The organism is uncultured Shewanella sp. (genome assembly GCF_947501225.1).
Classification (GTDB): Bacteria; Pseudomonadota; Gammaproteobacteria; order Enterobacterales; family Shewanellaceae; genus Shewanella.
In genome coordinates, this window is sequence record NZ_CANMUW010000001.1 from 113,169 (window position 1) to 135,490 (window position 22,322).

Annotated in this window: 18 protein-coding genes and 2 tRNA genes; 18 read left to right on the plus strand and 2 right to left on the minus strand. The window is 47.2% G+C overall.

Annotation, left to right across the window (positions count from 1 at the left end; all coding sequences use genetic code 11):
- The first annotated feature begins 154 nt into the window (after positions 1 to 154).
- Positions 155 to 631: a transcription elongation factor GreA gene (greA, locus tag Q1B47_RS00560; protein ID WP_299786978.1), complete on the plus strand. Its 477-nt coding sequence runs from the start codon at positions 155 to 157 to the stop codon at positions 629 to 631.
- Between the two features lie 304 nt (positions 632 to 935).
- On the opposite strand, the gene yhbY is transcribed toward greA, so the two are convergent.
- Entirely contained in the window at positions 936 to 1,235 is a 300-nt protein-coding gene (gene yhbY / locus Q1B47_RS00565; RefSeq protein WP_299786981.1) for a ribosome assembly RNA-binding protein YhbY, read from the minus strand.
- A 91-nt stretch (positions 1,236 to 1,326) separates the two neighbouring features.
- Between yhbY and rlmE the strand changes: the two genes are divergently transcribed.
- The 14 genes from rlmE (at position 1,327) to rpsO (ending at position 14,873) form a co-directional block, all read left to right on the plus strand.
- Positions 1,327 to 1,956, plus strand: a complete 630-nt coding sequence (gene rlmE / locus Q1B47_RS00570; RefSeq protein ID WP_299786983.1) for a 23S rRNA (uridine(2552)-2'-O)-methyltransferase RlmE — start codon at positions 1,327 to 1,329, stop codon at positions 1,954 to 1,956.
- A gap of 45 nt (positions 1,957 to 2,001) precedes the next feature.
- Positions 2,002 to 3,981 (plus strand): ATP-dependent zinc metalloprotease FtsH, encoded by a 1,980-nt coding sequence (ftsH, locus tag Q1B47_RS00575; RefSeq protein ID WP_299786986.1) that lies wholly within the window; start codon positions 2,002 to 2,004, stop codon positions 3,979 to 3,981.
- Positions 3,982 to 4,056: 75 nt separating this feature from the next.
- Complete coding sequence (folP, locus tag Q1B47_RS00580) at positions 4,057 to 4,896, plus strand: dihydropteroate synthase (protein WP_299786989.1); 840 nt, start codon at positions 4,057 to 4,059, stop codon at positions 4,894 to 4,896.
- A 191-nt stretch (positions 4,897 to 5,087) separates the two neighbouring features.
- The gene (glmM, locus tag Q1B47_RS00585) at positions 5,088 to 6,419 is read left to right on the plus strand and encodes a phosphoglucosamine mutase (RefSeq protein WP_299786992.1); all 1,332 of its coding nucleotides are present in this window, start codon (positions 5,088 to 5,090) and stop codon (positions 6,417 to 6,419) included.
- Between the two features lie 207 nt (positions 6,420 to 6,626).
- Entirely contained in the window at positions 6,627 to 7,409 is a 783-nt protein-coding gene (gene tpiA, locus Q1B47_RS00590; protein WP_299786995.1) for a triose-phosphate isomerase, read from the plus strand.
- 1 nt (position 7,410) lies between these two features.
- Complete coding sequence (gene secG, locus Q1B47_RS00595) at positions 7,411 to 7,758, plus strand: preprotein translocase subunit SecG (RefSeq protein ID WP_299786998.1); 348 nt, start codon at positions 7,411 to 7,413, stop codon at positions 7,756 to 7,758.
- Positions 7,759 to 7,866: 108 nt separating this feature from the next.
- Positions 7,867 to 7,952 (plus strand) — tRNA-Leu (locus Q1B47_RS00600).
- 104 nt (positions 7,953 to 8,056) lie between these two features.
- Positions 8,057 to 8,133 (plus strand) — tRNA-Met (locus Q1B47_RS00605).
- A 162-nt stretch (positions 8,134 to 8,295) separates the two neighbouring features.
- The gene (rimP, locus tag Q1B47_RS00610) at positions 8,296 to 8,751 is read left to right on the plus strand and encodes a ribosome maturation factor RimP (RefSeq protein ID WP_299787001.1); all 456 of its coding nucleotides are present in this window, start codon (positions 8,296 to 8,298) and stop codon (positions 8,749 to 8,751) included.
- A 28-nt stretch (positions 8,752 to 8,779) separates the two neighbouring features.
- The gene (nusA, locus tag Q1B47_RS00615; RefSeq protein ID WP_299787004.1) at positions 8,780 to 10,279 is read left to right on the plus strand and encodes a transcription termination factor NusA; all 1,500 of its coding nucleotides are present in this window, start codon (positions 8,780 to 8,782) and stop codon (positions 10,277 to 10,279) included.
- A 26-nt stretch (positions 10,280 to 10,305) separates the two neighbouring features.
- The gene (infB, locus tag Q1B47_RS00620; RefSeq protein ID WP_299787008.1) at positions 10,306 to 13,002 is read left to right on the plus strand and encodes a translation initiation factor IF-2; all 2,697 of its coding nucleotides are present in this window, start codon (positions 10,306 to 10,308) and stop codon (positions 13,000 to 13,002) included.
- Between the two features lie 57 nt (positions 13,003 to 13,059).
- Positions 13,060 to 13,488, plus strand: a complete 429-nt coding sequence (rbfA, locus tag Q1B47_RS00625; RefSeq protein WP_299787010.1) for a 30S ribosome-binding factor RbfA — start codon at positions 13,060 to 13,062, stop codon at positions 13,486 to 13,488.
- The gene (gene truB, locus Q1B47_RS00630; RefSeq protein WP_299787013.1) at positions 13,488 to 14,453 is read left to right on the plus strand and encodes a tRNA pseudouridine(55) synthase TruB; all 966 of its coding nucleotides are present in this window, start codon (positions 13,488 to 13,490) and stop codon (positions 14,451 to 14,453) included. Before rbfA ends, truB begins: the two co-directional genes overlap by 1 nt.
- Positions 14,454 to 14,603: 150 nt before the next feature.
- Positions 14,604 to 14,873, plus strand: coding sequence for a 30S ribosomal protein S15 (gene rpsO / locus Q1B47_RS00635; RefSeq protein WP_299787016.1), 270 nt, complete (start codon positions 14,604 to 14,606; stop codon positions 14,871 to 14,873).
- 89 nt (positions 14,874 to 14,962) lie between these two features.
- Here the strand turns inward: rpsO and Q1B47_RS00640 are convergent, their stop codons facing one another.
- A complete protein-coding gene (locus Q1B47_RS00640) occupies positions 14,963 to 16,996 on the minus strand; it encodes an EAL domain-containing protein (protein ID WP_299787019.1) in 2,034 nt (677 codons plus the stop codon).
- A gap of 196 nt (positions 16,997 to 17,192) precedes the next feature.
- Here Q1B47_RS00640 and pnp point away from each other — a divergent pair, with 196 nt between their 5' ends.
- From pnp to prfC, 3 genes are all read left to right on the plus strand, one after another.
- Positions 17,193 to 19,298: a polyribonucleotide nucleotidyltransferase gene (gene pnp / locus Q1B47_RS00645; RefSeq protein ID WP_299787021.1), complete on the plus strand. Its 2,106-nt coding sequence runs from the start codon at positions 17,193 to 17,195 to the stop codon at positions 19,296 to 19,298.
- Between the two features lie 153 nt (positions 19,299 to 19,451).
- The gene (gene nlpI / locus Q1B47_RS00650; RefSeq protein ID WP_299787024.1) at positions 19,452 to 20,360 is read left to right on the plus strand and encodes a lipoprotein NlpI; all 909 of its coding nucleotides are present in this window, start codon (positions 19,452 to 19,454) and stop codon (positions 20,358 to 20,360) included.
- 252 nt (positions 20,361 to 20,612) lie between these two features.
- On the plus strand, positions 20,613 to 22,193 hold the full coding sequence (prfC, locus tag Q1B47_RS00655) for a peptide chain release factor 3 (protein WP_299787027.1): 1,581 nt from the start codon (positions 20,613 to 20,615) through the stop codon (positions 22,191 to 22,193).
- Positions 22,194 to 22,322 lie beyond the last annotated feature (129 nt).

Sequence of the window (22,322 nt, forward strand, 5' to 3'; positions counted from 1 at the left end):
GAATCTGATTGAAAGGTTAGGTACGCTGGCAGATTGATTTAGCCGATGGCGTAGATGGCGCTCAGCGTATAGAATAGGCTGAAAATAGTATTTTGACCTGTAGACCCGGGAGTCTGCAGAGCTGCTTTTGTTTGAAAGGAGACGAAAGAGGATTATGAACAAGGTTCCGATGACAGTTGTTGGTGCAGAACAACTGCGTAAAGAATTAGAATATTTGAAGTTTGAAAGACGCCCCCAAATTGCAGAGGCAATTGGCGAAGCCAGAGAGCTTGGCGATCTGAAAGAAAATGCGGAATACCATGCTGCCCGTGAAGAGCAGGGCTTATGTGAGGCGCGGGTAAGAGATATCGAGGGTAAGCTTTCTAATGCTCAGATCATCGATGTGACTAAGATGACCAACACAGGTCGTATCATTTTCGGTACTACGGTGACGATTTTAAATATCGATACCGATGCCGAAATGACCTACCGTATTGTAGGGGAAGATGAAGCGAATATTAAAGAGAATCTGATCTCGGTCACTTCGCCTATCGCGCGTGGCTTGATCGGCAAGAACCTGGATGATGAGGTGAGCATCGATACTCCCGGTGGCCTGACCGACTACGAGATCACAGCTGTCGAGTATATTTAATCCTTAAGAGCTTCTATTAAAAAACCGCTTATGTAGCGGTTTTTTTATTTTTGGCTGCCGGAGACACTGCAATGGATAACAGGGGGTGTCTCTGCTGTTAATCATTTTGTTCTGGAGCGTCAGGTAAAAAAAAGGAGCCACTGAACTTCAGTGGCTCCTTTTTATCTTTTGCTTGGGAAGTATATACCTTTGGGTATTACTTCTAAGGAAAACTCAAATAGGCTATTAATAATAGTATTTTGTTTTCTCTTACCTGCCTGATTCAGAGAAACTCTCTGAATTACCAAGATGGTATCAAAAAAGATTACTTTGCTTTCGGAATAGCAATTTTCATCTCTTCAGATTGACGAAATAGTACTAACACGTGACCGATAAGCTGAACCTTTACAGCTTGTGTTTCACGTAAAATGGCATCAACGATTGCATTTTTTAACTCTCTGTCACCAGAAGCTACTTTCACTTTGATCAGTTCGTGATGAGTGAGTGCATTATCAATTTCCGCCAGTACACCTTCAGTCAGGCCATTGGAACCAAGCATCACTACAGGCTTTAAATTATGCGCTAAGCCTTTTAAGTGCTGTTTTTGTTTGGTTGTTAAGTTCATTTATACCAACTTTATGCTGAGTTACTGTTGAAAAGACGCTATTCTACCCTTATATAGTCTTTATGTAACTCTCATTTGTTGCGGATTTTGAATGTCAGGTAAAAAACGAACAGCGAGTTCCTCCCGTTGGATGCAGGAACATTTTGATGATCACTATGTCAAATTAGCTCAAAAACGGGGACTTCGTTCGCGAGCCGCGTTTAAAATTGAAGAAATTCAGGAGAAAGATAAGTTAATTCGACCCGGTATGACTGTGGTAGATTTAGGCGCCGCCCCTGGCGGTTGGTCCCAAGTTGCAGTTAAACTGGCGGGAGAGAGTGGTAAGGTTATCGCTTGTGATATTTTACCTATGGATCCAATTGTCGGAGTCGACTTTCTTCAAGGTGACTTTAGAGAGGAAAAAGTACTCGATGCTTTACTTGAGCGAGTGGGAGACGCCAAAGTCGATGTAGTACTGTCAGACATGGCGCCTAACATGAGTGGTACTGGCGGGGTCGACCAACCTCGTGCAATGTATTTAGTCGAGTTAGCATTAGATATGTGTCATCAAGTTTTGGCACCTAACGGTTGCTTTGCTGTAAAAGTCTTTCAGGGGGAGGGCTTCGAAGAGTATATGAAATCAGTTAGAGAGGCGTTTAAAACCGTCAAAACACGTAAGCCAGACTCTTCGCGACCTCGTTCGCGCGAAGTCTATCTTGTGGCGACAGGGTACAAGTTGTAGTACCCTGACGTCAGTAATCGCAAGACTGTATGAGGTCTAGTAATTTTGAGTGATATGGCAAAAAATTTAATTCTCTGGGTAGTCATCGCCGTAGTGTTGATGTCTGTGTTTCAGGGCTACTCCCCCTCTTCATCCACAGCGTTGAAGATGGATTATTCCGCTTTTTTAGATGATGTTCGTAGCGGACAGATTAACTCTGTCGAGATAAAAAGCGATCAACGTACAATCGAAGGAACTAAACGTACCGGAGAGAAGTTCACCACCATCATGCCTATGGAAGATAAAGATCTGATTAATGATCTGGACCGCAAGGGCATTACGATGAAGGGGCAGGAAGCGGAAGAGTCTGGGTTTTTAACTCAGATCTTTATCTCCTGGTTCCCTATGTTACTGCTTATCGGTGTATGGATATTCTTCATGCGTCAGATGCAGGGCGGTGGTGGCAAAGGCGCCATGTCGTTCGGTAAGAGTAAAGCCAAGCTGATGAGTGAAGATCAGATTAAAACGACTTTCGGAGACGTTGCTGGTTGCGACGAAGCCAAAGAAGACGTTAAAGAGCTGGTTGATTACCTTAAGGAGCCGACTAAGTTCCAGAAGCTCGGCGGTCGAATTCCTACTGGCGTGCTACTTGTTGGCCCACCAGGTACGGGTAAGACATTGTTGGCTAAGGCGATTGCCGGTGAGGCTAAGGTACCATTCTTTACCATTTCTGGTTCTGATTTCGTTGAGATGTTTGTTGGTGTCGGTGCTTCTCGTGTGCGTGACATGTTTGAACAAGCCAAGAAGTCAGCCCCATGTATTATCTTCATCGATGAGATCGATGCCGTAGGTCGTCAGCGTGGCGCAGGTGTTGGTGGTGGTCACGATGAGCGTGAGCAGACTCTGAACCAGATGCTGGTTGAGATGGATGGTTTCGAAGGTAATGAAGGCGTTATCGTCATCGCCGCGACTAACCGTCCGGATGTACTCGATGCCGCCCTGCTTCGCCCGGGTCGTTTTGACCGTCAGGTTGTCGTTGGTTTGCCTGATGTTCGAGGTCGTGAACAGATCTTGAAAGTGCATATGCGTAAAGTCCCTCTGGCCGATGATGTTAAGGCGAGTGTTATCGCACGTGGTACTCCTGGCTTCTCAGGTGCCGACCTGGCAAACCTGGTCAACGAAGCAGCCTTGTTTGCTGCACGTGGCAACCGCCGCATCGTTGGTATGGAAGAGTTTGAGAGCGCTAAAGACAAGATCATGATGGGTGCCGAGCGTCGCACTATGGTGATGTCTGAAGAAGATAAAGAGATGACCGCTTACCATGAAGCCGGTCATGCCATTGTAGGTTGTCTTGTTCCTGAACACGATCCTGTACACAAGGTGACAATTATCCCTCGTGGTCGTGCCTTAGGTGTGACTTTCTTCCTGCCTGAAGCCGATGCGATCAGCCAGAGCAGACGTAAGTTAGAGAGTCAAATCTCGGTTGCCTACGGTGGACGTTTGGCCGAGGAGATGATCTATGGCAGTGAAAGAGTGTCTACCGGTGCTTCTCAGGATATCAAGTATGCAACTTCGATCGCCCGTAACATGGTTACTCAATGGGGCTTCTCTGAGAAGTTAGGTCCTGTGCTGTATGCCGAAGATGAGAACGAAGTTTTCTTAGGCCGCAGCATGGGTAAGACACAGCATATGTCTGATGAAACGGCCAGCATCATAGATGCGGAAGTTAAGACGCTTATCGACACGAACTACGAGCGTGCTCAAACTTTCCTCAATGAAAATATCGACATTTTGCATGCGATGAAAGATGCGTTGATGAAGTATGAAACCATTGATGCTGATATGATTGAAGATCTTATGGGCCGCAGAGAGCTTCGTGCCCCTGCAGACTGGAACATGGATGATAATGGTTCCAGCAATGATGATGTCGGTGGTAAGCCTGCCGCTACAGAGAAGAAAGATTCATCTAAGGATGAAGTGAAATCTGAATCTGAGCAGTGCGCCGCCCCCGATGTTGAAGACATTGATGAATCAACGGCTAAATAATTAGCTGTTAGCCTAATGAAGAAAACCCCGTCATGGGGTTTTCTTGTTTCCGGGATTGAGTAACTTGGAGTATATGTGTCTCAAATTAGCAGTGGTGATAAACGCCTCTCTTTAGCTGGGCCTGTCGTGATGGGTATCCTTAACGTTACCCCTGATTCTTTTTCCGATGGTGGTGAGTATTCAAGCTTTGAACTGGCATGCAGACATGCCGATGAGATGGTCGCGCAAGGTGCCGGGATTATCGATATTGGCGGAGAGTCGACAAGGCCCGGCGCTGCAGACGTCGACCTTGATGAGGAGCTTAGCCGGGTTATTTCCTTGATAGAGTATATTGCCGGTCACCATGATGTGTGGATATCGATAGATACCAGCAAGGCCGAAGTGATGAGACAGGCGGTAGAAGCTGGAGCTCACCTGATTAATGATGTTCGGGCACTGCAGGAGCCTGGTGCATTGGAGATGGCGGTAAGTCTTCAGGTACCGGTTTGTCTGATGCATATGCAGGGACAACCACGAACCATGCAAGATGCGCCTGAATATGCAGATGTGGTAAATGATATCAAAACATTTTTTAAGCAGCGTATCGAAGCGTGTTGTACTGCCGGATTAAAGCCGGAAAACGTGTTGATAGATCCCGGCTTCGGGTTCGGTAAAACCTTGTCCCATAATTATGAGCTTCTTAACAGGTTAAGGGAGTTTGAGTCATTAGGTGTGCCTTTACTTATCGGACTATCCCGTAAGAGCATGATGGGTAATCTGTTAAATCGAGATGTTTCATCTAGGCTGGCAGGGAGTTTAGCCGGGGCCATGTTAGCGGCACAAAATGGTGCCCAAATCCTCAGGGTACATGATGTGGCTGAAACGGTGGATCTGTTAAGGGTTTTGGATGCAACAGCCAATTTTGACCGGTTATGATAGCTGACCGTTATCATAAAGGGTTAATACCAGGAGTTGAGCCGTTGATTCAATCTGAGTGACGATAACTGTGTACGAGTGAGCATGGCGGTGCAGAGTCGATTCAGCTCAGGTTATGGATTAGTCGGTAGAGTAGATATTTTATATTTCGGTTGAGGTTTTCTGACCTCAATAGTGATGGAGTTAGGAACGTGAGAAAATTTTTTGGAACTGACGGCATTCGAGGCAAGGTCGGTGCGGGTAAGATGACGCCTGAGTTGGCACTGAAGCTTGGGTGGGCTGCAGGACGGGTTTTATCGAGATCGGGGACTAAGAAAGTCATTATCGGTAAGGATACCCGGATTTCGGGCTACCTTTTCGAATCGGCGATGGAGGCAGGCTTATCAGCCGCCGGCCTTAATGTGATGTTGATGGGCCCTATGCCCACACCGGCAGTCGCCTATTTGACGCGTACCTTCAGAGCCGAGGCTGGCGTGGTAATTAGCGCATCCCATAACCCTTACTATGATAACGGTATTAAGTTTTTCTCTACAGATGGCAGTAAGCTCGACGATGAAGTTGAGCTTGAGATAGAGCGTGAGCTTGATAAACCACTGGCCTGTGTAGAATCACACCTGCTGGGTAAGGTTTCACGTATCGACGACGCGCCGGGACGTTATATCGAGTACTGTAAGGGTAACTTCCCTGCAGATCAGACCCTGCATGGCTTGAAGATCGTTGTCGACTGTGCCCATGGCGCCACCTACCACATAGCGCCGAATGTATTTCGAGAGTTGGGGGCCGAGGTGATCGCCATAGGCGATAAGCCCGATGGACTGAACATCAACCATGAGGTTGGTGCGACCTCTATGGCCAAGATCAGGAAGACAGTCATTGACGAGGGGGCAGATCTTGGTATCGCCTTAGATGGTGACGGTGATCGCATTATGATGGTCAATCGACATGGCAAAGTTATCGATGGTGATGAGATCCTCTATATTTTGGCATGCGATGCTCAGTCCCGCGGAGTCCTGCGTGGTGGTGTGGTTGGAACCCTGATGTCAAACCTGGGACTGGACCTTGCGCTGCAGGAGCTGGATATTCCATTTGCCCGTTCTAATGTCGGTGATCGTTATGTGATGACCATGATGAAGGAGAAGGGCTGGCGGATCGGAGGTGAGAACTCGGGGCATATACTCAATCTTGATCATGGTACGACCGGTGATGGAATTGTAGCTGGTATCTTAGTGTTAGCCGCTATGCGCAGACGGAATGCGACACTTGAAGAACTTACTGAGGGCATCAAGATGTTGCCACAGGTTCTGGTTAATGTTCGGTTCGAAGGAGCCCATAACCCTCTCGAGTCTGAGGCGGTTCTGGCGGCGAAGGGTGAAGTCGAAGCCCTGCTTGGTGAGCGCGGTCGTGTGTTACTGCGAAAGTCAGGAACTGAGCCGTTAATTCGTGTAATGGTCGAGGGCGATGTTGAAGCGGATGTAACTAAGCATGCTAATTATATCGCCGATGCCGTAAGGAATTTGGTGTAAATCATCTCAGGCTGGTGCAGCGTTTATGTTGGATATCGATTCCATCGAAGACGAACAGCCTGTTTTTAAAGCTGAGTTGATTAATAAATGGGTCGGGACGTGTAAAAAAGCATCGTTCCGACCATAGAATCAAAATATTACCACTTTAGGTATTGTAAGTTCATGAGTGGTTCGCTATTATTCTCGCCGCTTTCAGAGGAGACAGAGATGGCACTCAGACGTCCAATGGTCGCTGGTAACTGGAAAATGAATGGCAGTGCGCAATTAGCGCAAGAGCTATTCAAGAAATTCGCTACTAAGCTTCAAAATGATTCAGCGGAAGTGGTCTTATGTCCGCCAAGCATATATCTAGAAAGTGTACGTCAGCAGTTAGATGCTAACAAAGATGCCTTAAATGGTTGTCTTGTCAGAATGGGCGCACAGAACCTCAGTCAACATGACTTTGGTGCCTATACTGGTGAAGTATCTGGGCAGATGTTAAAGGATTCAGGATGCCGATATGTTATTATCGGACACTCCGAACGTCGCCGTATGTATGGAGAGACGAGTGATATCGTTGCTGAGAAGTTTGCAGCAGCACAGAAACATGGTCTGACACCAATCCTTTGTGTTGGTGAGTCGGGTCCGGCTAGGGAAGCGAGAAGAACTTTTGAAGTTATCGCCGAAGAGTTGGACGTGGTTATCGAGAAAAATGGTACCATGGCTTTTGATAACGCGATTATCGCCTATGAACCCTTATGGGCAGTAGGTACAGGTAAGAGCGCTACGCCAGAGCAGGCACAGGAAGTTCATGCGTTTATACGCAAGCGCCTCTCTGAAGTATCTCCATATATTGGAGAAAATATCAGGATTTTGTACGGTGGTAGCGTAACACCGAGTAATGCAGCAGATCTTTTTGCGCAGCCTGATGTAGATGGTGGATTGATTGGCGGAGTGAGCTTAAACTCTACCGAGTTTTTAAGTTTATGTTCCATAGCGATGAGCGCATAATATGTACGAAGTTTTGATGGTTGTTTACTTGTTGGTTGCGATTGGTCTTGTAGGACTTATCCTTATCCAGCAGGGTAAAGGTGCTGACATGGGAGCCTCTTTCGGCGCCGGTGCTTCAGCAACACTGTTCGGTTCATCAGGTGCTGGTAACTTCCTGACCCGTTCAACGGCAATTTTAGCGATTGGTTTCTTTGCTCTTAGCCTTATTATCGGTAATCTGAGTGCAAACCATGCCAAGAGCGAAGATGCGTGGAAAGATCTTAGCTCAGATGCTGCTCAAGTTACTGAACAGGTAACAGAGCAGGTTAAGCAAGAGAGTGAAAAGTCTGAAGAGAAGATCCCAGACTAAACCGGTTCGAAAGAGTTGGTCGGGGCTAGTAAGTTAGCTCCTTTTATCAAGGTCATGATATCCTCAATATCAAAGTAAAGACCTGATAATAAAGTGTAACAATCACATGCGGATGTGGTGGAATTGGTAGACACGCCATCTTGAGGGGGTGGTGAGCTATGCTCGTGGGGGTTCAAGTCCCCCCATCCGCACCAAATTTTTTGGTTTCTCACCGAGAGATCAAAAATAATGAAGCAGAGTTCAGTTTTGCTTTATTATTGCAAGTGGAGATGTTTCTCAATATACTTGCAGCAGTTGACGCGGGGTGGAGCAGTTTGGTAGCTCGTCGGGCTCATAACCCGAAGGTCGTCGGTTCAAATCCGGCCCCCGCAACCAGCTTCTCAGTAACAGGCTATAATAGTCTCTTATTGTTTACAGGTTCTAAACTCAACGACCTCGTTATTACGGGGTTTTTTGTTATCTGGAACTTAAAGAATGTTGTTATTACGACATTGTACTGGGGCTATATAGCCCTTTTTTGTTTTTCGGGGGGTTACCTTGGCAACTATAGAAAATAGACTGGAAGAGATGCTTAAATCTCCAGTCGAAGCACTTGGCCACACACTTTGGGGATTAGAGTACGTTCAAGCGGGCAAACACTCGGTCCTGAGAGTCTATATCGATAATGAGAAAGGCATCTTCATCGAAGATTGTGCCGAAACCAGCCGTCAGGTCAGTGCTGTGCTCGATGTTGAGGATCCCATTTCAACCGAATACACATTAGAAGTTTCCTCTCCCGGTGTAGATCGGCCGCTATTTAATGCAGAGCAATATGCTGCATACATCGGTGAGACAGTAAAAATTCAATTGACTATGCCTGTTGCGGGTAGTCGTAATTTAAAGGGGACCGTTACAGCTATTGAGGGGCAGATGCTCACTTTAACTGTCGATGGTAACGAACTGATTATTGCTTTGGATAATATCCGTAAAGGCAACCTAATCGCTAAGTTTTGATGGATTCAAAAATCAACGAGGCAAGAGGATGAATAAAGAGATTCTGCTAGTCGCTGAGGCGGTTTCAAATGAGAAGGGTGTTCCTCGCGAGAAGATTTTCGAAGCGCTGGAAATAGCCTTAGCTACAGCAACTAAGAAAAAATATGAAGGTGACATTGAGGTTCGTGTCGATATCGATCGTAAGACCGGTGCATATGATACCTATCGTCGTTGGATGGTTGTTGAAGACACAGGTGAACCTTTGGAGAACCCTTTTAGTGAAATTACACTAGAAGCCGCTCGATTTGAGAACCCAGATATCCAGCTTGGCGAGTATATCGAAGACGATATCGAATCAGTAGTATTTGACCGTATTACGACTCAAACCGCTAAGCAAGTTATCGTACAGAAGGTACGTGAAGCCGAACGCGCTCAGGTTGTCGATCAGTTTAAAGACAAAGAGGGTGAGTTAATCACAGGTGTCGTTAAGAAGAGTAACCGTGAGAGTGTTGTGGTCGACCTTGGTAACAATGCAGATGCTGTATTGTTTAAAGAAGATCTTATCTCACGTGAAACCTTCCGTCCCGGTGACCGTGTCCGTGCATTACTCTATGCAGTTCGCCCGGAAGCGCGTGGTGCTCAGCTGTTTTTGACACGCACCAAGCCAGATATGCTTATCGAGCTTTTCCGAGTCGAAGTACCTGAGATTCAGGATGAGATGATTGAGATCATGGGTGCCGCTCGTGACCCAGGCTCTCGTGCAAAGATTGCGGTGAAGTCAAACGATCGTCGTATCGATCCTATCGGTGCTTGTGTTGGTATGCGTGGTGCTCGAGTTCAGGCTGTTTCAAATGAACTCAATGGTGAGCGTGTTGATATCGTACTTTGGGACGATAACCCGGCTCAGTATGTGATCAATGCAATGGCTCCTGCCGATGTGGCATCTATCATCGTAGATGAAGATAACCACTCGATGGATATTGCCGTTGAAGCCGATAGCCTGGCACAGGCGATTGGCCGTAATGGTCAAAATGTTCGTTTAGCGACTCAACTTTCAGGTTGGGAGTTGAATGTAATGACTGTTGCCGACATGCAGGCTAAGCATCAAGCCGAAAGCGCTAAGATAGTGAATCTTTTTGTCTCTTCTTTAGAAGTTGATGAAGATTTTGCACAAGTGCTTGCCGACGAAGGTTTCACTTCATTAGAGGAAGTGGCCTATGTACCGGTATCAGAGCTGATGGAAATTGATGGTTTCACAGAAGAGATCGTTGAGACATTAAGAGAGCGTGCAAAAGCCGCGATCTCTACACGCGCATTGGCTTCAGAAGAAGCACTCGATGGTGCGGAGCCAAGTGAAGAGTTACTTGCGCTTGAAGGTTTAGAAAGACATCTTGCCTTTGTTTTGGCTAGCAAAGGTGTCACTACCTTAGAAGAATTAGCTGAGCAAGGCATTGATGACTTGATCGATATTGAAGAATTGACAGAAGAAAAGGCTGGTGAGCTCATCATGGCAGCCCGTAATATCTGTTGGTTTGGCGACGAAGAATAACTCGCTCAACAGAGGGGATTTAACAGATGGCAGATACAACAGTAGAAAAACTGGCCAGTGAAGTAGGAAAAAGCGCAGACAGATTAGTTGAGCAGTTTTCCGAAGCCGGTATTAAGAAAACTAAAGCTGACACAGTTTCTGAATCAGAGAAGCAGCAGTTGCTGGACTTTTTAAAGAAACAACATGGCGGCGATACGGCTCCAACTAAAATGACACTTCAGCGCAAGTCAGTGTCTACGTTAAGTGTTGGTTCTGGTAGTGGTTCAAAAGATGTAAAAGTCGAAGTTCGTAAGAAGCGCACTTTCGTTAAGCGTGACCCTGCAGCAGAAGCAGAAGCAGAAGCTGCGGCAAAAGCCGAAGCCGAAGCGAAAGCAGCCGAAGAAGCGGCAGCAAAAGCGAAAGCCGAAGCAGAGGCTAAGGCGAAAGCAGAAGCTAAGGCTAAGGCTGAGGCTGAAGCAAAGGAGAAGGCTAAGGCAAGTGCTGCCGCTAAGGCTAAACCTGCAGCGCCTACCGCAGAAGAGAAAGCGGCTCAAGATGAGGCCGACAAGCTACAAGCTGCCAAAGATGCTGCTGCTAAAGCTAAAGCCGATGAAGAAGCTAAAGCAGCGACCGAAGAGGCTAGAAAGCTTGCAGAGCAAAATGCTGAGCGTTGGGCTGAAGAAGAGAAGCAGCGTAAAGAGTTGGAGAAGAGTAGCGATCACCATGTAACGACCTCTTCAGAGGCACGTGCTGCAGAAGATACTGCCGATGCCAATGCTGAAAAGCGTGGACGTCGTCCTCGCAAGGCTACATCTGCTGCAAATGCTGACAGTGCTTCAGCTAACACAGGTAAAGGCAAGCGTCGCGGTGGTAAAGACAACCGTCGTGATAACCGTAATGCACGCGGTGGTCGTAATGCCCGTAACAACCGCAGTGTTGCGCCTGAGTCGATGGACCATGCGTTCACAAAACCTGTTGCAGCAGTTAAGACTGATGTAAGAATCGGTGAAACGGTTTCAGTTTCTGAGCTTGCATCTAAGATGTCGATCAAGGCTACTGAGATCATCAAGCAGATGATGAAGATGGGCTCCATGGTTACCATTAACCAGGTGCTGGATCAGGAAACTGCTCAACTGGTTGCCGAAGAGATGGGTCACAAAGTTGTTCTGACTCGTGAAAACGAACTGGAGCACCAAGTGCTGTCAGATCGTGACGCTAACATTCAAGCCGAGTCTCGCGCTCCAGTTGTTACTATCATGGGTCACGTCGACCATGGTAAGACTTCGTTGCTCGATTACATCCGTCGCGCTAAAGTCGCTTCAGGTGAAGCGGGTGGTATTACACAGCATATCGGTGCATACCATGTTGAAACTGACAATGGCATGATCACCTTCCTTGATACTCCTGGTCACGCGGCGTTTACCGCTATGCGTGCCCGTGGTGCTCAGGCTACGGATATCGTTATCCTGGTTGTTGCTGCCGATGATGGCGTTATGCCACAAACGATTGAGGCTATCCAACACGCGAAAGCGGGTGGTGTTCCATTGATCGTTGCAGTCAACAAGATCGATAAGCCTGAAGCGGATCCTGACCGTGTTAAGACTGAGCTATCTCAGCATGGCGTTATGTCAGAAGAGTGGGGCGGCGACAACATGTTTGTTCATGTTTCTGCTAAGTCTGGTGAAGGTATCGATGAACTTCTTGAGGGTATTCTGCTAGAAGCGGAAGTACTGGAGCTTAAAGCTATCAAAGAAGGCATGGCAGCCGGTGTTGTTGTTGAGTCTAAGTTGGACAAGGGCCGTGGCCCGGTTGCAACTGTATTGGTTCAGGAAGGTACACTTAAGCAGGGCGATATCGTTCTTTGTGGTCTCGAGTACGGTAAAGTTCGTGCTATGCGTGATGAGAATGGCCGTGCCATCAAGTCAGCGGGTCCATCGATTCCTGTAGAAATTTTAGGTCTTTCGGGCGTTCCATCGGCCGGTGATGAAGCTACAGTGGTTCGTGATGAGCGTAAAGCGCGTGAAGTAGCACTCTATCGTCAAGGTAAGTTCCGTGACGTTAAGCTTGCACGTCAGCAGAAGTCTAAGCTTGAGAACATGTTCGCTAACATGGTTGAAGGTGAAGTTCAGGAGCTAAACATCATCCTTAAGGCTGATGTTCAAGGTTCACTGGAAGCGATTGCAGATTCACTCAACAAGCTTTCAACCGATGAAGTTAAGGTTAATATCATCGCCCGCGGCGTTGGTGGTTTAACCGAAACTGATGCGACTTTGGCTGCAGCGTCTAACGCTATCATGATTGGTTTCAACATTCGTGCCGATGCACAGGCGCGTAAAGTGATCGAAGCCGAAAGTGTAGACCTACGCTACTACAGCGTTATCTATAACTTGATCGATGAAGTCAGAAATGCGATGAGCGGTCTGCTTGCTCCAGAGTTTAAGCAAGTTATTATCGGTCTTGCTGAAGTTCGTGATGTGTTTAAGTCTCCTAAGATCGGTGCTATCGCTGGTTGTATGGTTACTGAAGGTACCATCAAGCGCAGCGCACCTATCCGCGTACTTCGTGATAATGTTGTTATCTACGAAGGTGAACTTGAGTCATTACGTCGATTTAAAGATGACGTTAACGAAGTTCGTAACGGTATGGAATGTGGTATCGGTGTGAAGAACTATAATGATGTCAGAGTTGGCGATCAGATAGAAGTCTTCGAAACAGTCGAAATAGCACGCTCCTTAGAAGAGTAAAGCATTAAGAGGGCGGCGCTAGCCGCCCTTTTTATTACAGATGAATGGCAAAATATTATGGCAAGAGAATTTAGTCGTACGCGACGTATTGCACAGCAACTTCAACAGGAGCTGGCGCAAGTACTGCAGCGTGATATAAAGGATCCTCGCATCGGCATGGTAACGGTAAATGACGTCGACGTTTCACGTGATTTAAGTTATGCCAAGGTGTTCGTTACCTTCTTCGAAGAAGATAAAGAGGTTGTAGAGGAGAAGCTGGAGGCGCTAAGCAGTGCATCTGGTTATATTCGTTCGCTGGTTGCCGGACGAATGAAGCTTAGAGTCATGCCTGAGCTAAGGTTTGTTTACGACTCCTCACTGGTTGAAGGTATGCGTATGTCTAACCTTGTTTCCCGTGTTATCAGCAACGATGAAGCTAAGCAGAAGAGTAACTCGGACGATAAAAGAGCTGCCGACAGCGATAACGGCTCGGAAGGTGAAGATTAATGGCTCGTCGTTCTCGTGGTCGTTTTATCGATGGAATCCTACTCCTGGATAAAGACACCGGCATGAGCTCGAACTTTGCTCTGCAGAGGGTCAAACGTATCTTTAATGCGGCTAAGGCCGGACATACCGGTGCGCTCGATCCGCTTGCAACGGGTATGCTTCCAATCTGTCTGGGCGAGGCGACAAAGTTTTCTCAGCATCTTCTCGATGCCGATAAACGCTACACAGTTACCGCTAAGCTTGGGGAGAGAACCGACACCAGCGATTCAGACGGTGAGGTTGTTCAGACTCGTCCTGTTAACTTCACGCAAGAGCTGTTGATGGAGTCTCTGGAGCACTTCCGTGGCGAGACCATGCAGGTTCCCTCCATGTATTCGGCGCTTAAGTACCAGGGGCAACCTTTGTATAAGTATGCCCGTGAAGGTATCGAAGTTCCCAGAGAAGCGCGCCCTATCAATGTATTTGAGCTTAACTTTATCAGCCTCGAAGGCGATGAGTTAACTCTGGACATCCACTGCTCGAAAGGCACCTATATTCGTACTATTACCGATGATCTGGGTGAGATGTTAGGCTGTGGTGCTCACGTTATCATGTTGCGTCGTACTCAGGTTGCCGGCTACCCTTACGAGCGTATGGTTAGCCTGGAGCAGCTCAACGATATGGTGGCTAAGGCCGAGGCTGAGGGTGTCGACCCTAAGTCGGTTCTGGACCCTCTGTTGCTGCCTATGGACACGGCCGTGAGCAAGTTTAAGGAAGCTAACTTGCCTGACAGTGTAGAGCCCTACCTGATGAATGGTAATCCGGTTCAGGCCCCTCTCATTAAAGACCTTGATGAGGGAGAGCTTGTGCGGATCACTATCGGTAATGAACATAAATTTGTTGGGATTGGTTCGATAAATGATGATGGCTTGTTAGCACCTAAGCGTCTGATTGTGGTGCGAGACTCATCTTCAGAGTCTAACTAATCTTATCGAATACTAGCTGTACCGGGGTTTAGCCGCTTAAGGTGCAGATAGTTATTGCGTATTTTGCCTGAAATAGGTAAAATGCCGCGCTTACTTTAGCTGAGTTAGTGATTGGCTAAAGCTTATTAATGCATTACTTGGAGAGACAACATGTCACTAAATGCTGAACAAACTGCAAAAATCCTGGCTGAATTCGGTCGTGGTGAAAACGATACCGGTTCTACTGAAGTTCAGGTAGCTCTTTTAACTGCACAGATCAACCATCTGCAAGGTCACTTTAAAGAGCACAAGCATGATCATCACTCACGTCGTGGTCTGTTACGTATGGTTAACACACGTCGTAAACTTCTTGCATACCTGAAGCGTACTGAAAATGTTCGTTACCAGGAACTGATCAAGAAGCTAGGTCTACGTCGTTAATTTCGACCCGACTTAGATCAAGGAGGCCCAGGCCTCCTTTTTTATTGCCTGTAAGAAGGTGAGAGAGCTGAGTTACTAGGGGCTAGGGGCTATATATGCGTAATACTCGCAGTCTGGGATTTGATATGTGTATCTTCAAACTCTTGCTGTGTCACAGGCTTGCTGAAATAAAACCCTTGTCCTATCTGGCAGTTATTACTGTTAAGCCACTCTAACTGCTGTTCATTTTCAATGCCTTCTGCAACTATGTTCAGGTTAAGTTGCTTACCCAGCATCAAAATCGTCGATGCAATGGCACTTTCATTGGGTAGATCGGTAACGAAACAGCGATCAATTTTCATCGTCGTAATGGGCAGGTGTCTCAGGTAGGAGAGAGAGGAGTAACCGGTACCGAAATCGTCCACCGCGATACCGAAACCGGCCGACTTTAACTGCTGTAACTTAGTGATTGCAAGTTCGATATCGTTCATCAGCGATGTTTCGGTGATCTCTATCTCCAACAGTTCCGGATCTATTTGATATCTCATCGCCAGTTGTTTGATGTCGGGAACAAGGCTCGAATCGGCAAACTGCTGTGAGGCTACGTTGACGGCAATGGGAAGGGCGAAGTTATACTCGTTCTGCCACTTTCTGATGGTCTTACAGGCCTCCTCTATGACCCAGCGGCCAATGGGAATGATGATACCTGTCTCTTCAGCCACGGGGATGAATGACATAGGGCTTATCAAGCGACCATCTTTCTGCCATCTGATCAGGGCCTCACAAGCAACGACCTTGCCGGTTTTTATATCAAACTTAGGTTGATAGTGAAGGATAAACTCTTCGTTTTTCAACGCATCATGTAGTGATGCTTCCGTACGCAACCTGACGGCTGCACGCTCTGTCATCTGCTGCTTGAAGAAAGCCCACTGGTTTGAACCGGCCGCCTTTGCACTGTACATGGCGATATCCGCGTGACGGATCAGATCCTCTGCACTCATGCCATCGTCGGGGTAGATGGATATACCTACGGAGGCGGCAGGGTGAATGGTATGCTCGTTGAGCTGCATGGGAGTGTTAAGCTGGATAAGCAGCTTATCAACAAAGTCGGCTGCCTGGTCCGGCGTGCGTATCTCGTCGGCTAAGATAACAAATTCATCGCCACCGAGTCTGGCTACGGTACCGTTATCACCGACCACGCGTTCGAGTACCCGGGCAATCCTGGCCAAAAACTGATCGCCAATCGCATGGCCCAGTGAATCGTTAATATTCTTGAATCGGTCGAGATCGATAAACAGCATGCAAAACTGATTTCTATGCACCCGGGCTCTTTGAATCGTGACGGCAATGGTTTCCAGAAGTAAAGTTCGATTGGGTAAACCGGTCAGGGGATCCCGGGTCGCCATCTTTCGAAGCTTACTCTGTGTCTGACCAAACTGGATCAGAATCTGATTAAACTTAGATGTTACCAGCCCCAGCTCATCATCTTTATGGGACTTATCCATAGGCAGTAAGTTTTCATCCGGAGATTCAGGATCGATCTTATCTATCGCCTCACTGATCTCGGCTATGGGTTTGGTCAAGAAGCGGTGAAAGACAAATGAGAGTACCAGAGTGATTAGCAGTGCTCGTGCAAGTGTACCGATTAAGCTAAATCTTAATTGAGAAAACAGTGAGTCAGTCAATCCTTGGGTGTCATATAAAATCGTCAAGGTGCCGATGAGCTGCTGCTTCTCTGTTCCCTCGAAGTAGAAGGGCCGATAGAGGGAGCGTGAGATCTCTTTCAGGTCGCCAAAGAGTTTGTCGCTCAGCTCTTCAAAAATATTGGGATGGGAGGCGGCACTGGAAACAGAGACAAACATTGAGCCATCGTCGAGTTCAACAACCGCAGAGCCAACGTGCTCGACTTTTAATACGCCCTCAAGAGTTTGCTTGGCCAGGTTATCATCGAGCGCCCATACGGCATTAGCCGACGGCTGTTCAACCGAGTCCAGCAGTTCAGTTTGTGAAACCTTCAGCTCATCTCTAGCAGACACCCCCACCAATGCAACTTCGACAATAAAAATTGCGACTGCAAAGAAAAGTGCGGAAAAAACGACAAGACTCGTCTGTTTCCAGGTTAGAGATTTAAAGCCTGCATTCATTTGACCATCCTTTATACCAGGGAGCTGATACCAAAAATTCAGGTTTTATGGCGATTCCATAAGAAATTTTTCACTTACTACTCACTTTAGAGAAAAGTTTCCGCTTTGTCATCACTATGTGCCCTTTATCTCTTTAATAGAGATGAAGTATACTTGTCGGCGAAATTAAGGTTATTAAATTTAAGGAATGGTTCACGTGAATCCAATCGTAAAGAGTTTTGAATATGGTCAGCACACAGTCACGTTAGAGACTGGGGTTATTGCACGTCAGGCAGACGCAGCAGTTTTGGCAAGTATGGGTGATACAACAGTATTAGTTACTGTTGTTGGTAAGAAAGCCGAAGAGCCAGGTCGTGACTTTTTTCCATTAACGGTTAACTACCAGGAAAAGACTTACGCTGCAGGTAAAATCCCAGGTGGTTTCTTTAAGCGTGAAGGCCGTCCATCTGAAAACGAAACATTGATTGCCCGCCTTATTGACCGTCCTATTCGTCCACTATTTCCAAATGGCTTCAAGAATGAAGTTCAGGTAATTATCACAGTAGTTTCTGTCGATCCTGAAATCAATCCTGATGTTATTTCGATGATTGGTACTTCGGCTGCATTGTCTATCTCTGGTCTGCCTTTCAACGGCCCACTGGGTGTAGCTCGCGTCGGTTACGTTGATGGCGAATATGTACTTAACCCAAATGTTAGCCAGCTTGAAGATAGTCAACTTGATCTGGTCGTTGCCGGTACTCAAGGTGCGGTATTGATGGTTGAGTCTGAAGCGGCATCACTTCCTGAAGAGGTTATGCTTGGTGGTGTGGTCTATGGCCATGACCAGCAGCAAGTTGTGATCAACGCAATCGAAGAGCTAAAAGCCGAAGCAGGCAAGCCTGCATGGGACTGGACAGCACCTGTTGCCGATGCCGAGCTGGTTGCTAAGATCAAGGAACTCGCTGAAGCCGAGATGACAGCTGCTTATCAGATTGCTGATAAGACTGAGCGTCGTGATGCGGTTAATGCACTGAAGGATGCAGCAATTGAGAAGCTGGTTGAAGAGAATCCTGAAGTCGATCTTCGTGAAGTAGGTAAGTTGCTAGGTAGCCTGGAGAAGAGCGTCGTTCGTAGCCGTATCATCGCCGGTAACCCACGCATCGATGGTCGTGAACCAGATATGGTACGTGCCCTGAACGTAATGGCCGGTGTACTTCCACGTACACACGGTAGCTCACTGTTCACTCGTGGTGAAACTCAGGCGCTTGTTACCTGTACCTTAGGTACCGAGCGTGATGCTCAGAAAGTTGACAGCATCATGGGTGAGTACACTAACCGCTTTATGCTGCACTATAACTTCCCTCCTTATTCTGTTGGTGAGACAGGTATGGTTGGTTCACCTAAGCGTCGTGAGATCGGCCACGGTAAGCTGGCATGGCGCGGTATTAATGCCGTTATGCCTTCTGCAGAAGAGTTTCCATACAGCGTTCGCGTAGTATCTGAAATCACTGAATCTAACGGTTCAAGCTCTATGGCATCAGTTTGTGGTACTTCACTTGCGCTTATGGACGCCGGTGTACCAATCAAGACATCTGTTGCCGGTATCGCTATGGGTCTGGTCAAAGAAGGCGATGATTTCGTTGTACTTTCAGACATTCTGGGTGATGAAGACCACCTTGGCGATATGGACTTTAAAGTTGCCGGTACCCGTGACGGTATTACAGCTCTGCAGATGGATATCAAGATTGAAGGTATCACTAAAGAGATTATGCAGATCGCTCTTCAGCAAGCCTACGGCGCTCGTGTTCATATCTTGAATGTTATGGATCAGGCGATCTCCGGCCACCGTGAAGAGATCTCTGACCATGCACCACGTATCACTACGCTGAAGATTAACCCTGAGAAGATCCGTGATGTTATCGGTAAAGGTGGTGCAACTATCCGTGCACTTACCGAAGAGACTGGTACAACTATCGAACTTGAAGACGATGGTACAGTTAAGATCGCATCTGCAAATGGTGAAGCAACTAAAGAAGCTATCCGCCGCATCGAAGAGATCACTGCCGAAGTTGAAGTTGGCACCATCTATAACGGTAAAGTTGTTCGTATCGTCGATTTCGGTGCGTTCGTTACTATCCTACCGGGTAAAGATGGTCTGGTTCATATCTCTCAGATTGCCGAAGAGCGTGTAGCTAACGTTTCTGACTACCTACAGGTAGGTCAGGAAGTTAAGGTTAAGGTGATGGAAGTCGATCGCCAGGGCCGTGTACGTCTTTCTATGAAAGAAGCTGCGCCTAAAGCTGAAGCGGCACCAGCCGAGTAAACCTACCTGTTAAAGGTATGTTGAATAAGAAAGGAGACCTTAGGGTCTCCTTTTTTTTGCTAACTGATTGATGAAATATTTAAATCCTTGATAGCCGTAGTGATAGCGGATTGCTATGATTACAGGCACTGGTGAACTCAAAGGGTTAAATGGATGATTCAAAAAATGCGAACAGTCGCAGTTGTAGTTTTGGCTGGTATGAGTATTTTGCTTACAGGATGTGTTTCGACTCACTCTGGCGGGAGCGAACAGGGCAAGGTGATGGTAGAGCCTGTGATGCCCGATTATAAGCTGGAGGTAACCCTCGCTAAGTTAAACGAAATTCTATCATCAGCCGAGTTGACCGACGAGCAGAGAGCCCGATTTCACTATGACCGTGGTGTCATCTACGACAGTGTCGGTTTGAGGATCTTGAGTCGAATCGACTTTCACCAGGCGCTGAAGTTGCAGCCTAATCTAGCCGATGCCTATAACTTCATCGGTATCTATTATACCCAGGAGGGGGAGTTTGAAAGCGCCTATGAAGCATTTGACGCCGTGCTGGAGCTCTCACCCGACTATGATTATGCCTTCTTAAATCGTGGTATCGCATTATATTATGCTGAGCGAAACAGTTTAGCGGTTGAAGATATGGAGTCATTCTACTCATTAGATCAAACAGATGGTTACCGCGCTCTCTGGCTTTACCTGACCGAAAGTGAGATAAGTGTTGAACAGGCGAAGCTCAGGCTCGAATATAACCGCACTCAGCTCACTCCCGATGCCTGGTCTAATGAATTAGTTGATTTCTATCTGGGGAAAAAAACGCGGGAGCAGATCTTTGCTGCGGCTAAAGAGGGGCTCTCTCATCCCAATGAGTATGCGGAGCGTTTATGTGAAGCCTACTTCTATATTGCAAAGATTGCTCAGCAGAAGGGAGATAACAGCGATGCGGCCAACTATTTCAGGCTCGCATTAGCGACCAATATCTATGACTTTGTCGAACATAGATACGCAAGAATAGAGCTGGCTAAAATAAATGCTCAACTTAGTGCAGAACAAGCGGCTGAAAAGAGTCATTAAGGCTTCTCGCTTTATTGGTTATGCCATGCAGCCGGGTTTCGGGTTGCATGGTGACCGATTGCTCTCACTAAATATGGTTCCACTTTTATGCCACACCGGCCTGACTTACTTAAGCCCTAAACTCCTCCTCGAAAGCTAAAATTTTTATATTCATCGACTCTGCAGCTTTAATCTGCTTGCCACTGTCTAGCCAAGCCCGGGTCTAACCGCTATAATTGCCGGCTTTTAGAACACCGGAATCTGCAGGTTATCATGTCAGGCAATAAAGTTGAGGTCGACAAGCGTCGTACTTTCGCCATTATCTCTCACCCCGATGCGGGTAAGACAACAATCACCGAGAAGGTACTCCTATTTGGTCAGGCGCTGCAGAAGGCTGGTACTGTAAAAGGTAAGAAGTCCGGTCAACACGCTAAGTCTGACTGGATGGAGATGGAAAAAGATCGTGGTATCTCTATCACGACATCTGTGATGCAGTTTCCCTATAACGATGCGCTGGTTAATCTGCTTGATACCCCGGGTCACGAAGACTTCTCCGAAGATACCTATCGTACTCTGACTGCCGTTGACTCGTGTTTGATGGTGATTGACTCGGCAAAAGGTGTTGAGCAACGCACCATCAAGTTGATGGAGGTCACCCGGCTGCGCGACACACCTATCGTTACCTTTATGAACAAACTCGACCGTGATATTCGCGATCCCTTAGAGTTGATGGATGAGGTCGAGGACGTACTCAATATTGCTTGTGCGCCAATTACCTGGCCGATCGGTTGTGGTAAAGAGTTTAAAGGTGTTTATCACCTTCTTCGTGATGAGGTCATCCTCTACCAGAGTGGTCAGGGGCATACGATTCAGGACTCGACAATCATCAAGGGGCTGGATAATCCGGAACTGGATGCTGCCATTGGTACCTATGCGCAAGAGGTGCGTGAAGAGCTGGAATTAGTTCAAGGTGCATCTAATGAGTTCGATCTGGAGCTGTTTCTTGCCGGTGAATTGACACCTGTTTTCTTCGGTACCGCTTTAGGTAACTTTGGTGTCGATCATATTCTCGATGGCATCGTTGATTGGGCTCCGAAACCTCAGGGTCGTGAGACCGAAGTGCGAGAGGTGCAGCCGGAAGAGGAGAAGTTCAGTGGTTTCGTATTTAAGATCCAAGCGAATATGGATCCTAAACACAGAGACCGGGTGGCCTTTATGCGTATCTGTTCCGGTCGATATGAGCAGGGCATGAAGATGCATCATGTGCGCTTGGGTAAAGATGTGAATGTCAGCGATGCGCTGACTTTCATGGCGGGTGACCGAAATCGCGCCGAAGCCGCCTACCCGGGTGATATTATCGGACTGCACAACCACGGAACCATGCGTATCGGTGATACCTTTACTCAGGGTGAAAAACTGCGCTTTACCGGCGTACCTAACTTCGCACCCGAGATGTTCCGTCGTATTCGTCTCAAAGATCCTCTGAAACAGAAGCAGCTGCTGAAGGGGCTGGTTCAGCTCTCGGAAGAGGGAGCGGTTCAGGTATTCAGACCGATAGACTCTAACGACTTGATTGTTGGTGCCGTCGGGGTACTGCAGTTTGAGGTGGTCGTAGGACGCCTGAAAACTGAGTATAAGGTCGAAGCTATCTATGAGGCTATCAGTGTCGCCACCGCCCGCTGGGTATATTGTGACGATGAAAGAAAGCTGGAGGAGTTCAGACGCAAGTGTAGTACCAACTTGGCGCTGGATGGCGGTGACAATCTGACCTATATTGCGCCGACCATGGTTAATCTGAACCTCTCTATGGAGCGCTATCCGGATATTCACTTCGCTAAGACTCGTGAGAACTAGGATCGCAATCTGAACTGTGGTCGTCTGAGTCAGTTTTGAAAGTTTGTTTCAGGCTTTAGCATAATTAAAACCCCATACGTCAGTTTGGGGTTTTTTTATGTCTTATATATGATTATAGCCAGGTACGGA